The following is a 14,898-nucleotide window of genomic DNA, read 5'->3' as shown; positions in this document are numbered from 1 at the left end:
GCGCAGGGCGACCTGTCGCAGAAGATCACCGTGGACGCGCGGGGCGAGATCCTGGAGCTGAAGAGCACCATCAACACGATGGTCGACCAGCTCTCCGCGTTCGCGGACGAGGTCACCCGGGTGGCGCGCGAGGTCGGTACCGAGGGCCGCCTGGGGGGTCAGGCGGACGTCAAGGGCGTGAAGGGCACCTGGCGCGACCTGACGGACTCGGTGAACTTCATGGCCGGGAACCTGACGGCGCAGGTGCGCAACGTCGCCCAGGTGACCACCGCGGTGGCGCAGGGCGACCTGTCGCAGAAGATCACCGTGGACGCGCGGGGCGAGATCCTGGAGCTGAAGAGCACCATCAACACGATGGTCGACCAGCTCTCGGGGTTCGCGGACGAGGTGACCCGGGTGGCCCGCGAGGTGGGCACCGAGGGCCGGCTCGGCGGCCAGGCCCAGGTGCGCGGGGTCGCCGGCACCTGGAAGGACCTCACCGACAACGTCAACGTGATGGCGTCCAACCTGACCGGCCAGGTCCGCTCCATCGCCCAGGTCGCCACCGCCGTCGCCAAGGGCGACCTCTCCCAGAAGATCACCGTCGAGGCGAAGGGCGAGGTCGCGGCCCTCGCCGACGTCATCAACACCATGGTCGACACCCTCTCCGCGTTCGCGGACGAGGTGACCCGGGTGGCCCGCGAGGTGGGCACCGAGGGCCGGCTCGGCGGTCAGGCGCACGTGCCCAACGTGGCCGGCACCTGGAAGGACCTGACCGACAACGTCAACTCCATGGCCAACAACCTCACCGGGCAGGTGCGCAACATCGCCCTGGTGACCACCGCCGTGGCCAAGGGCGACCTGTCCAAGAAGATCGACGTCGACGCGCGCGGCGAGATCCTGGAGCTGAAGACCACCATCAACACGATGGTCGACCAGCTCTCCGCGTTCGCCGACGAGGTCACCCGGGTGGCCCGGGAGGTCGGCACCGAGGGCCGCCTCGGCGGCCAGGCCGAGGTCGAGGGCGTCTCCGGCACCTGGAAGCGCCTCACCGAGAACGTGAACGAACTCGCCGGGAACCTCACCCGGCAGGTCCGCGCCATCGCCGACGTGGCCAGCGCCGTCGCCGAGGGCGACCTGACCCGGTCCATCACCGTCGACGCCTCCGGCGAGGTCGCCGACCTCAAGGACAACATCAACTCCATGGTGGAGTCCCTGCGCGAGACCACCCAGGCCAACCAGGAACAGGACTGGCTGAAGACCAACCTCGCCCGGATCTCCGGCCTCATGCAGGGCCACCGCGACCTGCCCGTCGTCGCCGAGCTCATCATGGACGAGCTGGTGCCCCAGGTGTCCGCCCAGTACGGCGCGTTCTACCTGGCCGAGGAGGGCGCGGCCGGACCCGAACTGGGACTCGTCGGCGCCTACGGCCGGCCCGAGGAGGACAGCCGCCCCGTCCGGATGTCCTTCGGCCGCTCGCTGGTCGGCCAGGCCGCGCGCAGCCGCCGCACCATCGCGGTCGACGAGCTGCCGCCCGGGTACGTCACCATCTCCTCCGGACTCGGACAGGTCGAGCCGACCGCGCTGCTGCTGCTCCCGATCGTCTTCGAGGAGCAGGTCCTCGGCGTCATCGAGCTGGCCTCGGTCACCCGGTTCACCCAGATCCAGCGGGACTTCCTCCAGCAGCTCGTGGACACCATCGGCGTCAACGTCAACACCATCGTCGCCAACGCCCGCACCGACGAACTCCTCCAGGAGTCGCAGCGCCTCACCAGCGAACTGCAGTACCGCTCCGCGGAGTTGCAGGCCCGCCAGGAGGAACTGCAGCAGTCCAACGCCGAACTGGAGGAGAAGGCCTCGCTGCTGGCCGAGCAGAACCGCGACATCGAGGCGAAGAACCTGCAGATCGAGCAGGCCCGGCAGGAACTGGAGGCGCGCGCCCAGCAGCTGTCGCTCGCCTCGAAGTACAAGTCCGAGTTCCTCGCCAACATGAGCCACGAGCTGCGCACCCCGCTCAACAGCCTCCTCATCCTGGCCCAGCTGCTGGCCCAGAACCCCTCCCGCAACCTCACCCCGAAGCAGGTCGAGTACGCGGGCATCATCCACTCAGCCGGCTCGGACCTGCTCCAGCTGATCAACGACATCCTGGACCTGTCCAAGGTCGAGGCCGGCAAGATGGACGTGACGCCGGAACGGGTCCCGCTGCGCCAGCTCATCGAGTACGTCGAGGCCACCTTCCAGCCGATGACCTCGCAGAAGAGCCTCGACTTCACCATCACCACGGCCCCCGGCGCCCCCGCCGACCTGCTCACCGACGACTCCCGGCTCCGGCAGATCCTGCGCAACCTGCTGTCCAACGCCGTGAAGTTCACCGAGCAGGGCGGAGTCGAACTGCGCGTCGAGCCCGCCTCCGACGACGAGGTCCCCGCGGGCGTGGTCCGCGGCGGCGCCGTCGTCGCCTTCCGGGTGAAGGACACCGGTATCGGCATCCCGGAACAGCAACTGGAGACCATCTTCGGCGCGTTCCAGCAGGCGGACGGCACCACCAGCCGCAAGTACGGCGGCACCGGCCTCGGCCTGTCCATCACCCGCGAGATCGCCCACCTCCTCGGCGGCGCCGTCAGCGTCGACAGCACCCCCGGCAAGGGCAGCACCTTCACCCTCTTCCTGCCCGTCGCACGGCCGGACTTCGAGGAGGTGCTGCGCATCGGCCGCGGCGCGCCCAAGCAGGCCGAACCGCTGACGGCGGACGGCACGAGCGGGCACGAACTCACCGCGGGAACACCGCTCGTCACCGCCAAGCGGCAGCGCTCGCGCCGTCTGCTGGTCGTCGAGGAGCGCCCGCGCGGCCTGCTGACCCTCGTCGCCGAGAGCGTGGTCAGGGACCTCGCGCACAACCGGACCGACGGCGGCGGCACACCCGTCGACATCATCACCGCGGTCGGCGCCCAGGAGGCGGCCGGCGCCCTCGCCGCCGAGCCCTGCCACTGCGTGGTCGTCGAACTGGGCGTGCCCGACGGCGAGTCCGCCCACTTCCTGGAAGCCCTGCGCGGGGACTCCGCCCTGGCGAGCGTCCCCGTCCTGGTGCACAGCTCCCACCGCACCGAGCAGGCGGCCGACGGGGCGGACGGCCCGCTGGAGTACCTCTACAGCCTCGACGAACTGCGCGAGCGGATCGCGCTGCACCTCTCGGCCGAGGAACCCGGCGAGGTCCTCACCCTGGTCCGCAACGACGAACCGCAGATCACGGCACCGCACCTGATCGACGAGCACACCCGCGGCCGTACCGTCCTCGTCGTCGACGACGACGCCCGCAACCTGTTCGCGCTGAGCGGCATCCTCGAACTGCACGGCTTCCGGGTGCTGCACGCCGAGAACGGCCGCAAGGGCATCGAGACGCTGATGAACAATCCGGACGTCGAACTCGTTCTGATGGACGTGATGATGCCCGAGATGGACGGGTACACGGCCACGGCGGAGATCCGGAAGATGCCGCTGTACGCGGAACTGCCGGTCATCGCCGTGACGGCCAAGGCCATGCAGGGGGACCGGGAGAAGAGCCTCGCCTCCGGTGCCAGCGACTACGTGACGAAACCGGTGGACACCCATGACCTCATCGCCTGCGTCCGACGCTGGCTCCCGGCATGAGGACGGCACGGCCCGCCCACCCGTTCGCACGCCGAGGAGTACGGACCAGGTGACCACCCAGGAGCCCGCCGCGGGACCGGACGCGTTCGCCGGCCTGCCCGTCCAGATGCCCTCGCTCGACGCCCTCCTGGCCGACGCCCCGACCGGCTCGCCGGTCGGCAGGCTCGCCGCCACCGTCGAGCGGCTGCGCCGCGAGGTGCGGACGGCGCAGGCGGAGGCCGAGGGCCGGGCGCTGATCGAGCTGGCCAAGGGCATCCTCGTCGAACGCCTAGGCTGCGGCCCCGCCCAGGCCGCCCGCCAGCTCGCCGAACTCACCGAGCAGTCCCAGGTGACCCCGCTCGAATTCGCGGTGGAGGTCATCAACCAGGCCGCCAGGGACCGCGTCTCGGAGGTGACCGAGGCGTTCCTGTCCCTGGCCGCGGAACCGGCCGTGGACGTCGAGGAATCGGCCGCCGTCCGGCTGCGCGCCGCCGAGAGCGGTGTCCTCGCCGCCACGGACGCCCAGGCGATGGCGGACTCGCTGCTGGAACACGCCCTGCGGCCGCTCGGCGCGGTGGCGGTGGCGATCTGGGCGGCCGGCTCGGACGGCTCGCTGACCCTCGCGGGCAGCGCCGGTTTCCCACCGGGCGAGGCGGCCCGCTGGCGGTACGTGCCGCCCGACGTGGCCACCGTGGCCCGGCGTGGCCTGACCGAGCCGGACGGGCAGTGGCTGTCCTCGCTGGCCGCCTCGGGACTGCCCACCGTCGGCCGCCGCGAGTACGCCGACGGCGCCCGGATCGCCGTACCCGCCGGCGCGGGCGGCCGGATCCACGGTGTGCTGGAGATCGCCTGGCCGGGGCCACAGGAGCCGCTGCCGCGGCCGGTGGTCCGGCAGGTCGAGGCCCTCGCCGAGCTGTGCGCCCACACGCTGGAGAGCTTCGCGGTGCCGCCCGGCGCCGGGCCCGAACTCCGGCTGCTGCCCGACGTGGTGGAACTGATGGACCTGGCGGACGGCCTCCACGATCCCGCCCTGGTGCTGGTGCCCTACCTCGACGACTCCGGGCAGCTCGTCGACTTCCGCATCCAGCACGTCAACGAACGCTTCCTCGACCCGGCCGGCCGGCCCCGGGCCGTCGTCAACGGCGCACTGCTGCTGGAGGCCTATCCGATGGCCGCCGGCGCCAGCGAACTCTTCCAGCGGGTCGAGCGGGTCTACGCCACGGGCGAGCCGTTCCGCGCCCGCCGCATGCGGCTCACCGCCCTGGTCGACGAGGTGCCGCTGTCGGCCGTCGCCGACATCAGCGTCAGCCGCCACGGCTCCAGCGTGCTGCTCATCTGGCGTATCGAGGACGAGGCGGCACGCCTGGCCAGCCTGCTGCAGAACGCCCAGCGGCTCGGCCGCATCGGCGGTTTCGAGGAGAACCTGCTCACCGGTGAGATCACCTGGAACGGCCAGCTGTTCGGCCTCTACGGCCGGCCCCCCACCAGCCCCCCGGTCGCGCTGGAGGAGCTGCCCGCGCACGCCCATCCGGACGACGCCGTCCCCATCCGGCGCTTCCTGCGTACCGTGCTGCACCACGGCAGGCCCGCGTCCGCCGCGTTCCGGCTGCTGCGCCCGGACGGCGTGACCCGGCACATGCGCGTGGTCGCCGAACCGGTGCTCGACACCGACGGCCGGCTGTTCGTCGTGCGCGGCGCCTACCAGGACATCTCCGCCCAGCACTGGACCGAGGTCGCCCTCGCGGCCACCCGTGACCAGCTGGCCCACACCGAGCAGCAGGCAGACGAACGCAACCGGCTGGCGCTCCAGCTGCAGCACGCCATCATGCCGCCCGAGCAGACCCCCCTCCAGGTGCCCGACCTCCAGGTCGCGGTGCGCTACCGGCCCGCCGAGACCGAGCAACTGGTCGGCGGCGACTGGTACGACGCCGTCGTACTGCCCTCCGGGCTGATCCTGCTGTGCGTCGGCGACGTCGCGGGACACGGGATCGAGGCGGCCACCAGCATGGTCGTCCTGCGCAACGCCCTGCGCGGCCTCGCGGTGACCGGAGCGGGGCCCGCGCAGTTGCTGTCGTGGCTGAACATCGTCGCCCATCATCTGACGGGGGCGGTCACCGCGACCGCCGTGTGCGGTCTGTACGACGGAGAGCGGCGGACCCTGCGCTGGGCACGGGCGGGCCATCTGCCGCCGGTCCTGGTGCGCGAGTCGGAGGCCAGCACCCTGCCCACGCTCAAGGGCCTCCTGCTGGGCGCCCTGCCGGAGGCGGTCTACGAGGAGACCGAGGTACAGCTGGCGGCCGGGGACACTCTGCTGATGTACACCGACGGCCTGATCGAGCGCCGGGACCGTTCGGTGGAGGAGTCCCTCTCCCATCTGCTGGACACGGCCCGTTCGGCCCCCAAGGTCCTGGACCAGCAACTGGACCGGCTGCTCACCTACAGCAGGTCGGACACCGACGACGACACCTGCATCGTGGGCATCAGGGTGGTCTGAGGCGCCGGCGGCCTCAGAGGTCCGCCGCGCCCGTCAGCGGTACCGTCGCGGTGACCCGCTTGCTGCGGACCAGCCGGGTCACCTCCAGGGCTGCGGCGAGCATCGACACCAGGTGCAGTCCATGGCCGCCGACCCGCCGGGGATCCGGCGGGCGCTGCCGGAGCGGCTCGCTGGACGTGTCCGTCACACAGACGCGCAGCGCGGTGGAGCCGGGGAGCAGTTCCAGAAGCAGGGCACAGGGGCCCGGGGCATGCTTCGCCGCGTTGGTGACGAGTTCGCTGACGACGAGCTGGGCATCCTGCACCGAGCGCCGGTCCGGTGCCGGCCGCGCCCGTCCGAGCAGGTCCGCGACGGCGTCTCTGGCGTCGCCGATGCCGGATACGCCGCTGTCCCAGGTGTGGCTGTAGCGCAGCGGTGCGGGGCGGTCCTGCGTCGTCGCGTACGTCCTGAGCCGGATGTCCATACGTCCTTGCCCTTTTCCTGTGGGGTCAGGGTCCCTTCCTGGTGAACACGGGGGCCGTGCCGTCCCAGCTTCGGCTACCCGCTGGACCGTCGATCAAGGGGACGTCCGCGAGTAATCCTCCGGTTGCACACGAACTCCTGATGGGAGACGGCGCACGGCCGGCGGGGCGTAGGGGGAGCCGCGGACACGGACGGCGAGGCACGCTCGACCGTACGCGAGCACACACGACGAAACGGGTCCGGGAAACGCCGCGCGAGCGGATTTCCCGGACCCGTTTCCCCTGCGCATACGGCCCGAATCAGTGCTTGAAGACGTCCTTCGTCTTCTCCTTGGCCTGGCGGGCGTCTCCGCGAGCGCCTTCCATGCGGCCTTCGGCCTCCATGCGCTCGTTGCCGACGGCGCGGCCCAAGGCCTCCTTGGTCTTGCCCTTGGCCTGCTCCGCCTTGCCCTTGGCCTTCTGGTTGCCAGCCATCGGGTTTCACATCCCAACATCCTCGGGGTGTCCGTTCGCCTTTCGACTTGCCGCTGCGCCGCCGGCCAAACCAGCAAGCGCCTCCCGCGTCCATTACCCAGGCTTGGTTGAACAGTCCAAACTGATAAACCTAGTGTTATCAAACGTGGATACCACTGCACTCGCGGGTGAGCTGCGGCTGGCCATGGGCCGGATCGTCCGCCGGCTGCGCCAGGCGCACGCCGTCGGGGACGTGTCCCTCTCGGGCGTGTCGGTGCTGGCCCGGCTGGCGCGTACCGGCTCCGACTCACCCGGCTCGCTCGCCGACCTGGAACGCGTCCGGCCGCAGGCGATGGCCGGCACCCTCGCCGGACTCGAACAGCGCGGCCTGGTGAGCCGTGCCCCCGACGCCGCCGACGGGCGCCGGGCCATCGTCTCCCTCACCGAGGAGGGACGGGCCGTGCTGGAGCAGCGCCGCTCCGAGTCGGTCGCCCGCCTCGCCCGCGCCCTGGACGAGTTCACCCCGCCGGAGCGGCAGGCGCTGCGGGACGCCCTGCCCCTGCTCGACCGGCTGGCGGAACGGCTGTGACCGGCCGAGCGCCCGCCCCGCGCGACCCGGCCACCGCGGGCCTGCGCGCCCGGCTGCTCGCCCGCTCGGCCCGCACCAGGGACACACCGCCGGGCCCCGGCTACAAGTGGATCGCCCTCTCCAACACCACACTCGGTGTCCTGATCGCCACGATGGACGCCTCCATCGTGATCATCTCCCTGCCGGCGATCTTCCGCGGCATCGGACTGGACCCGCTCGCCGCCGGCAACATCGGCTACCTGCTGTGGATGATCCTCGGCTATCTGCTGGTCTCGGCCGTGCTCGTGGTCGTGCTCGGCCGGCTCGGGGACATGTTCGGCCGGGTCCGGATCTACAACCTGGGCTTCCTGATCTTCGCCGGTGCCTCCGTCGCGCTGTCCCTCGACCCGTTCCGGGCCGGTGCGGGAGCGCTCTGGCTGATCCTGTGGCGCATCGTGCAGGCCTTCGGCGGATCCATGCTCACCGCCAACTCGGCCGCCATCCTCACCGACGCCTTCCCGGCCCGGCAGCGGGGCACGGCCCTCGGTATCAACCAGATCACCGCCCTCGCCGGACAGTTCCTCGGCCTCCTCGCCGGCGGTCTGCTCGCCGCCGTCGACTGGCGGGCGGTGTTCTGGGTGAGCGTCCCGGTCAGCATCACCGGCACCGTCTGGTCGTACCTGAGCCTCAGGGAGACCGCGGCCGGCGGACGCGGCCGGATCGACTGGCTCGGCAATCTCACCTTCGCCTCGGGCGCGGGCATCCTGCTCGCGGGCATCACCTACGGCATCCAGCCCTACGGCGGCCACCCCACCGGCTGGACCAACCCCTGGGTGCTGACCGGGCTGTTCGGCGGTGCGTTCCTGCTGCTGGTGTTCTGCTTCGTCGAGAGCCGGGTCGCGGACCCCATGTTCCGGCTGTCCCTGTTCCGGGTGCGGGCGTTCGCCGCGGGCAACCTCGCCGCCCTGCTCACCGCGATCGCCCGGGGCGGCCTGCAGTTCATGCTCATCATCTGGCTCCAGGGCATCTGGCTGCCCCTGCACGGCTACGACTTCGAGGACACCCCGCTGTGGGCGGGCATCTTCATGCTGCCCCTCACCCTGGGCTTCCTGATCGCCGGACCCGTCTCGGGCTACCTGTCGGACCGGTTCGGCGCCCGTGTCTTCTCCACGGCCGGACTCGTCCTGGTCGCCGGGTCCTTCCTCGGACTGCTCGCGCTGCCGGTGAACTTCGACTACGGCGCCTTCGCCGCGCTGCTGCTGCTCAGCGGCCTCGGCCAGGGCATGTTCTCCTCGCCCAACACCTCCTCGATCATGGGCAGCGTGCCGGCCCGCTACCGGGGCGTGGCCTCCGGGATGCGGTCCACCTTCCAGAACTCGGGCACGGCCCTGTCCATCGGTGTCTTCTTCTCCCTCATGGTCTCCGGGCTGGCCGCCACCCTCCCGTCGACGCTGAGCGGCGGGCTCCGGGCGCACGGCGTGCCCGCCGGCGCCGCCCACGAGGCGGCCTCACTGCCGCCGGTCGGCACCCTGTTCGCGACCTTCCTCGGCGACAACCCCATCGGCCACCTCCTGGGCACCGGCGGCACGCTCGACCGGCTGACCGCGGCCCAGCGCGCGGGCCTGACCGGTCACCGCTTCTTCCCGGAACTGGTCTCCGGCCCCTTCCACCACGGGCTGAGCATCGTGTTCGGTGTCGCCGCGGCGATGGCCCTCGTCGCCGCGCTCGCCTCCGCCCTGCGGGGCGGCCACGAGCGCGCCGACGACGACCCCCGGCGCGGCGGTCCGGACCGCTCCGCCGGGGACCGGCCCGCACGCACCACTCCCTAGCCGGCGTACGCCCGCAGTGGATAGTGGTCCGAGAGGTTGGTGTACGTGTACGACGTACCCCAGCTGCTCACCGTCCAGGGCGCCGACCGCTCCTGCACGACCTCGTTGCGCCAGCCGGCCGGCCGGGCATGGCCGGCCCGGCTGAGGACGTAGTCCAGGTCCTCGCGCGGATCGTCCGGGTAGCGGTCGTGGGCGATGGAGTTCTCCTGCGTGTCGAAGGAGTACGGATGCCCCGTCCGCGCGTCGGCCCCGACCAGGTCCGCGTCGGCGAGCATCGAGGCGTACTCGGCGCTGCGTGAGTCCACGTTGAGGTCGCCCGCGACCAGGACCTCCTCGTCCGCGGGAATGTTCTTCGCGTCCAGGAACGCGTCGATCGCCTTGAACTGCCGGCTGCGGTCCAGTGCCGCCTCGCCCGCGCCGCAGCCGGAGTCCGTCGACTGCGCGTGCGTCCCGATGACGTGCACCTTGCTGCCGCCGACGTTCAACACCACATAGGCGAAGCCCTTGTTGGACCACCAGTCCGCGCCGCAGGCGTCCTTGTAGACGTACTGCTCCTTGTGCAGGATCGGCCACTTGCTCAGCACGGTGACCCCGCCGTCCTCGGGCGTGGCCGACGAGTACGCCCCGCCCGTGGCGTCCCAGCCGGTGCGGGCGCGCCCCACCACCGGGGTCTGGTACGGGTACTGGGCCGCGGCGGCGCTCTTCAGCGCGTCCGACGAGGAGTTGTCGAAGGCCTCCTGGAGGACGACCACGTCGTTGCCCTGGAAGAAGGACGCCTTCGGTATCTCCGCGGCGCGGTGGTCCTGACCCCAGTTCGGGTACAGGTTCTTGCTCATGAGGAAGGTGTTGTACGTCAGAACCCGCACGGCCGGTGCGGGTTCGGCGGCCTCCGCCGTGGCCGTGCCGGCGAGCGCCGCCGCGGGCAGGGCGAGGGCGAGCACGGCCGCGGCGAGGGCGCGGCGCGGTGCGAAGGGCGTCACTGGATCTCCCTGTCGATGGAGTCGATGAAGAGCTGAGTGGCGCCGCACATCAAACCATCTGCGATTACCCACAGGTAACACCCAGGCACGCACCGAATGGCGCACGGCCGAGGAATCAGGGAGTCCGACATCTCGAAGCTCCCCCAGCACATGTCCGAACCGGAGGAGCCCCGGACCGACGGCCAGAAGACGGCCGGCCTGTCCACCAGTGTGCGCCCGCCGAGCGGGTGTGCACGACCCCGACACGCCTCCGGTCACGCGGCGGGCGAACCGGCCGGGGGCGGCTGCTTGCCATGGGGAGGCACCAGGGAAGAAGGTGGGAGCAGAAACGGTCAGGAGGCGGCCGGCCGACCGTGGCCGCTCACTGATCCCGGTGTGCCGTGTGAGAGCGTGCGAAGTCCGCGGGTGATGCCCTGTGACGCGAGGTCCCCTGGTGACCGTGCAACCGGTCACGGATCGGGCGGTGGTGCTGCGACTGTGGGGGACCCTCGACGCCCAGGGGGCCGGGGCCTTCGGCCGCGAGCTGGACCTGCGGCTGAAGGGCGCCGACGAGCGGGGCCTGCCACTCGTCCTGGACCTGTCCGGCGTGGTCCAGGTGAGCAGCGCCACGGTGGGAACGCTGGCCGCCCGCACCCGGCACCGCACCGACGCACCCGTCCTGGTCATCGGCGCCACCCCCCTGGTCCGCACCGTGCTCTCCCTGTCGCCCCTGCCGGGCGTCCGTCTCTGCCCCGACCTGGAGGGCGCCCTCGCCACCGTGCGCGGCGCCGGTGATGCGACGCGGGCCGAGGGCGGCGGCCGGTACGCGCCGGTGCAGGAGACGTCCAGCGAGGTCTACGGGCTCCGTGCCAAGGCCCGCACCAGTGGGCTCATCGGGATCGCCCAGGGCATCCTGATCGCCCGGTACGGGCTGTCCGGACCGGCCGCCGCCTTCGCCGTGCTGCGCGCCGGCTCGCAGCACCACAACGTGCCGCTGCGGGTGCTGGCCTCCGCCGTGGTGACGGCTCCGCCGCCGCCGGCCCGGGGGGACTGGTTCCCGGGGCGCCGGCACGTCCCGCCGCCCTCCGTCGCCCTGCTGACCGCCGACCGGCTGGACGCGCGGGACCGTCTGCAGGTGCTCAAGGCCGCCGTCTACCGAGCGGTGACCATGGCGGACGCCGACGCGGCCGAGATCCATCTGACCGACCGGGTGCAGGACGAGGCGCTCGTGCTGGAGGCCCACCACGGGCTGGACCCGGCCTACCGGGACTGCCTGGCCCTGGTTCTCGGACCGCCCGCGGTGTGCGCACGCGCCTGGGCCGCGGGCCGGCCCGTGACCGTCCCCGACGTGGCCGCCGAGCCGGACCTGGCCGGCCACCCCGTCGGGCGGGCGGCCCTGGGGGCGGGCATCCGCGCGGTGCACAGCGCGCCCATGATGACGGACCGCGGCGAGTGCACCGGCGTGCTCTCCGTTCACCGGTCGGAACCGGGCGCCTGGCTGTCCGCCGGCCAGCGGGACGCCGTCCACGGCCTGGCCCGGGACCTGGCCGCCTGGCGGTCCTGGTACCGGCGGACCGTGGTGCAGGACGCCCTGGAGCGTGTGCACGCACTCGGTGCGGCGGGCGGTTGAGCGGGGGACGCCGAGCCGGTCAGGGCTCGCGCCGCCGTCGTACGAGGTGCCGTACGACGAGGGCGGCGAGCAGTGCGGCGAGGGCGGCGACGACATAGAGCTGGTAGCGCCGGATCTCGTCGTAGACGGCGGTGATGTGGTCGCCCACCAGGTAGGCCAGGGTGGCCCACAGGCCGACCCACAGGGCGGCGCCGAGGGCGTTGAAGGCGAGGAAGCGCCGCCAGCGCATACCCGTGGTGCCCGCGATGATGCCGTTGGCCTGGCGCAGGCCCTCGATGAACCGGGCCACGGTCACGATCTTGCCGCCGTGCCGGCCGAAGAACGCCTCGGCGGCCGCGAACCGCTTGGGCGTCAGGAAGACGTAACGGCCCCAGCGGTGCACGAAGGCCCGCCCGCCGGACCGGCCGATCAGGTACCCGATGTTGTCCCCGACGACGGCCGCGGTGAAGGCGATGACGGCCACAGCCACGATGCTGAGCCGCCCGGCGCCCGCGTAGACCCCCGCCGCGAGGAGGATCGTCTCGCCGGGCGCGGGCACCCCGAAGTCCTCCACGAGGACCACGGCCCCGACGGCCCAGTAGCCGTAGTGACCGAGCAGCGGCGCCAGATGGGCCAGCGGTCCGGGGAGCGGAGTCGACATGCCTCCACGGTACGGCGGGCGCTCGGCGCCGGGTCAGGGCCGGCCGGCCGGGTCCTGGTCGCGCACCGCCGGGGCCGGGTCGTGGGCCGGAACTTCACCGCCGCCGGCTCCGAGGGCCCCGGGCACGGTCCGCCGGCCGGTCAGCAGCCGGGCCAGCGGCTCGGTCCAGCGGGCGGTCAACGGGCCGAGGACGACCAGGATCAGGACGTACGCGGTGGCCAGCGGGCCGAGATCGGAGTCGATGCCGGCGGTGACGGCGAGTCCGGCGATGACGATGGAGAACTCGCCGCGTGCGACCAGGGTGCCGCCCGCCCGCCACCGGCCCTTGGCCGAGACACCCGCACGGCGGGCCGCCCAGTAGCCCGTGGCGATCTTCGTGAGGGTGGTGACCACGGCCAGCGCGAGCGCGGGCAGCAGCACCGGCGGGATGCTCGCGGGGTCGGTGTGCAGCCCGAAGAAGACGAAGAAGACGGCCGCGAACAGGTCCCGGAGGGGGGCGAGAAGGTGGTGGGCGCCCTCGGCGACCTCCCCGGACAGGGCGATGCCCACGAGGAAGGCGCCCACGGCCGCCGACACCTGCAACTGCTGCGCCACACCGGCGACCACCAGGGTCAGGCCGAGCACCACCAGCAGCAGCTTCTCCGGGTCGTCGGTGGAGACGAAGCGGGAGATGTGGCGGCCGAAGCGCACCGCCAGCAGCAGCACCAGGCCGGCCACGCCGAGGGCGATGGCCAGCGTGACGCTGCCGGCGGCGAAGCCGGTCCCGGCCAGGAGCGCGGTGACGACCGGCAGGTAGACGGCCATCGACAGGTCCTCCAGCACCAGGATGCTGAGGATCACGGGTGTCTCCCGGTTGCCGATCCGGCCGAGGTCGCCGAGGACCTTGGCGATGACACCGGAGGAGGAGATCCAGGTGATGCCGGCCAGGACGACGGCCGCGATCGGGCCCCAGCCGAGCAGCAGGGCCATGGCGGCACCGGGCAGGGCGTTGAGGGCGGCGTCGACGAGTCCGGCCGGGTACTGGGTGCGGAGGTTGGAGACCAGATCGCTGGCCGTGTACTCCAGACCCAGCATGAGCAGCAGCAGGATCACGCCGATCTCGGCGCCGATCGCCACGAACTCCTCACTGGTGCCGAGCGGCAGCAGCCCGCCCTCGCCGAAGGCCAGGCCGGCCAGCAGGTAGAGCGGGATCGGCGAGAAGCGCAGGCGTGCGGCGAGCCGGCCCAGCAGGCCGAGGCCGAGGATGATGGCGCCGAACTCGATCAGGAAGACCGCGGAGGAATGCATCCGGATCACTCCCGGCCGAGGATCGCGGCGGCGGCGTCGGTGCCCTCGCGGGTGCCGATCACGATGAGCGTGTCGCCGCCGGCCAGCCGGAATCCGGGGCCGGGGGAGGGGATGGCTTCGGCGCGGCGCAGCACGGCCACGATCGACACGCCGGTCTCGGTGCGCATGCGGGTGTCGCCGAGCAGCCGGCCGTTCCAGTAGGACGCCGAGGACAGTTCGATCCGCTCGGCGACCAGACCCAGTTCCGTCGTGGAGAGCAGGGTGGGGCTGTGGTGCGTGGGCTTCAGCGCGTCCACCAGTGCCTCCGCCTCACCGCCGGTGAGGCGCACGGAGAGCGCACAGGCGTCGGGATCGTCGCGGCGGTAGGCGCTCAGTGTTCGCGATCCGTCGCGGTGGGCCACCACCGACACACGGCGGTCCTCCCGGGTGGTGAGGTCGTACCGGACCCCGATGCCCGGCAACGGCGTACTGCTCGTGCGTGCGGCGCCCACGGCTGCCCCCCTGCCCGTCTTGACGGTTTCTTGGTGAAACCATTACCGGAACCCTAACCTGGCGCGGGTGAACGCGGGTGTGCAGGTCCCGGGTCGGGCACGGTGGGGCAGGGAGGTGTCAGAGTCCGGGCGCCGAACTGCCCTCGTCGTCCAGGGCGCCGGGCTGGCAGGTGCGGCACAGTTCGTGGTCCCCGTCGCGCGTGACGACGGTGCCCCACCCGAGGCACTGCTCGCAGTCGCGGGCGAGGATCAGGTCGGGACGGGGAGGCATGAGGGGACTGCGGTGGGCTCCGTACGCCATGCGGTGAGCGGCTCCTCGAAGTCGCGGGACGAACGCCGGGGAAAGACGGGGGAGAGGGGCGAAGGACGCGCTGACAACGCTGTCCGAGCTGCCTCCATTATGTCCTACTTTTTCCTTATGTCTAGACCCCGGTGTCACTCGGTGCCGGTGGGTCCAGCCTGAACCGGCACCGAGTGCCG

12 protein-coding genes are annotated in these 14,898 nt (G+C 72.1%); 5 read left to right on the top strand and 7 right to left on the bottom strand.

Features of this window, described 5'->3' with window-relative positions; all coding sequences use genetic code 11:
• Together ACF08B_RS23445 and ACF08B_RS23440 are read left to right on the top strand one after the other, a co-directional pair.
• Positions 1–3,627, top strand: a 3,627-nt coding sequence (locus ACF08B_RS23445; RefSeq protein WP_392319160.1) for a HAMP domain-containing protein, incomplete at its 5' end; no start/stop codon positions are given.
• A gap of 106 nt (positions 3,628–3,733) precedes the next feature.
• Positions 3,734–6,100, top strand: coding sequence for a SpoIIE family protein phosphatase (locus ACF08B_RS23440; RefSeq protein WP_392319258.1), 2,367 nt, complete (start codon positions 3,734–3,736; stop codon positions 6,098–6,100).
• Positions 6,101–6,113: 13 nt separating this feature from the next.
• Here the strand turns inward: ACF08B_RS23440 and ACF08B_RS23435 are convergent, their stop codons facing one another.
• Both ACF08B_RS23435 and ACF08B_RS23430 read right to left on the bottom strand, forming a co-directional pair.
• Positions 6,114–6,563, bottom strand: coding sequence for an ATP-binding protein (locus ACF08B_RS23435; RefSeq protein ID WP_392319159.1), 450 nt, complete (start codon positions 6,561–6,563; stop codon positions 6,114–6,116).
• Positions 6,564–6,861: 298 nt separating this feature from the next.
• Positions 6,862–7,035, bottom strand: coding sequence for a CsbD family protein (locus tag ACF08B_RS23430; RefSeq protein ID WP_392319158.1), 174 nt, complete (start codon positions 7,033–7,035; stop codon positions 6,862–6,864).
• Between the two features lie 145 nt (positions 7,036–7,180).
• On the opposite strand from ACF08B_RS23430, the gene ACF08B_RS23425 reads away from it, so the two are divergent.
• Positions 7,181–7,603, top strand: coding sequence for a MarR family winged helix-turn-helix transcriptional regulator (locus ACF08B_RS23425; protein WP_392319157.1), 423 nt, complete (start codon positions 7,181–7,183; stop codon positions 7,601–7,603).
• Positions 7,600–9,411: an MFS transporter gene (locus ACF08B_RS23420; RefSeq protein WP_392319156.1), complete on the top strand. Its 1,812-nt coding sequence runs from the start codon at positions 7,600–7,602 to the stop codon at positions 9,409–9,411. Before ACF08B_RS23425 ends, ACF08B_RS23420 begins: the two co-directional genes overlap by 4 nt.
• Here the strand turns inward: ACF08B_RS23420 and sph are convergent.
• Positions 9,408–10,391, bottom strand: coding sequence for a sphingomyelin phosphodiesterase (gene sph / locus ACF08B_RS23415; protein WP_392319155.1), 984 nt, complete (start codon positions 10,389–10,391; stop codon positions 9,408–9,410). The two genes, ACF08B_RS23420 and sph, sit on opposite strands and share 4 nt — an antisense overlap.
• Positions 10,392–10,824: 433 nt before the next feature.
• On the opposite strand from sph, the gene ACF08B_RS23410 reads away from it, so the two are divergent.
• Positions 10,825–12,000: a GAF domain-containing protein gene (locus tag ACF08B_RS23410; RefSeq protein WP_392319154.1), complete on the top strand. Its 1,176-nt coding sequence runs from the start codon at positions 10,825–10,827 to the stop codon at positions 11,998–12,000.
• A 19-nt stretch (positions 12,001–12,019) separates the two neighbouring features.
• Here ACF08B_RS23410 and ACF08B_RS23405 read toward each other — a convergent pair whose 3' ends face one another.
• From ACF08B_RS23405 to ACF08B_RS23390, 4 genes are all read right to left on the bottom strand, one after another.
• Positions 12,020–12,640 carry a DedA family protein gene (locus tag ACF08B_RS23405; protein ID WP_392319153.1) on the bottom strand — a complete coding sequence of 207 codons (621 nt, stop codon included), beginning with the start codon at positions 12,638–12,640 and terminating at the stop codon, positions 12,020–12,022.
• A gap of 33 nt (positions 12,641–12,673) precedes the next feature.
• A complete protein-coding gene (locus tag ACF08B_RS23400) occupies positions 12,674–13,927 on the bottom strand; it encodes a cation:proton antiporter (protein ID WP_392319152.1) in 1,254 nt (417 codons plus the stop codon).
• Between the two features lie 5 nt (positions 13,928–13,932).
• Positions 13,933–14,418, bottom strand: a complete 486-nt coding sequence (locus ACF08B_RS23395; protein WP_392319151.1) for a cation:proton antiporter regulatory subunit — start codon at positions 14,416–14,418, stop codon at positions 13,933–13,935.
• A 118-nt stretch (positions 14,419–14,536) separates the two neighbouring features.
• On the bottom strand, positions 14,537–14,719 hold the full coding sequence (locus ACF08B_RS23390; protein WP_392319150.1) for a hypothetical protein: 183 nt from the start codon (positions 14,717–14,719) through the stop codon (positions 14,537–14,539).
• Between the last annotated feature and the right edge of the window lie 179 nt (positions 14,720–14,898).

Origin of the sequence: Streptomyces sp. NPDC015139, assembly GCF_043079785.1 — a bacterium.
GTDB lineage: Bacteria > Actinomycetota > Actinomycetes > Streptomycetales > Streptomycetaceae > Streptomyces > Streptomyces albidocamelliae.
Note: the sequence above shows the minus strand (reverse complement) of the source record. Positions and strands in the feature narration are given on the sequence as shown.

Bases quoted from the DNA above. Each gene is read 5' to 3' on its own strand.
- ACF08B_RS23430 (WP_392319158.1), bottom strand. From the start codon at position 7,035: ATGGCTGGCAACCAGAAGGCCAAGGGCAAGGCGGAGCAGGCCAAGGGC.
- ACF08B_RS23435 (WP_392319159.1), bottom strand. From the start codon at position 6,563: ATGGACATCCGGCTCAGGACGTACGCGACGACGCAGGACCGCCCCGCA.
- ACF08B_RS23400 (WP_392319152.1), bottom strand. From the start codon at position 13,927: ATGCATTCCTCCGCGGTCTTCCTGATCGAGTTCGGCGCCATCATCCTC.
- ACF08B_RS23390 (WP_392319150.1), bottom strand. From the start codon at position 14,719: ATGGCGTACGGAGCCCACCGCAGTCCCCTCATGCCTCCCCGTCCCGAC.
- ACF08B_RS23405 (WP_392319153.1), bottom strand. From the start codon at position 12,640: ATGTCGACTCCGCTCCCCGGACCGCTGGCCCATCTGGCGCCGCTGCTC.
- ACF08B_RS23440 (WP_392319258.1), top strand. From the start codon at position 3,734: ATGCCCTCGCTCGACGCCCTCCTGGCCGACGCCCCGACCGGCTCGCCG.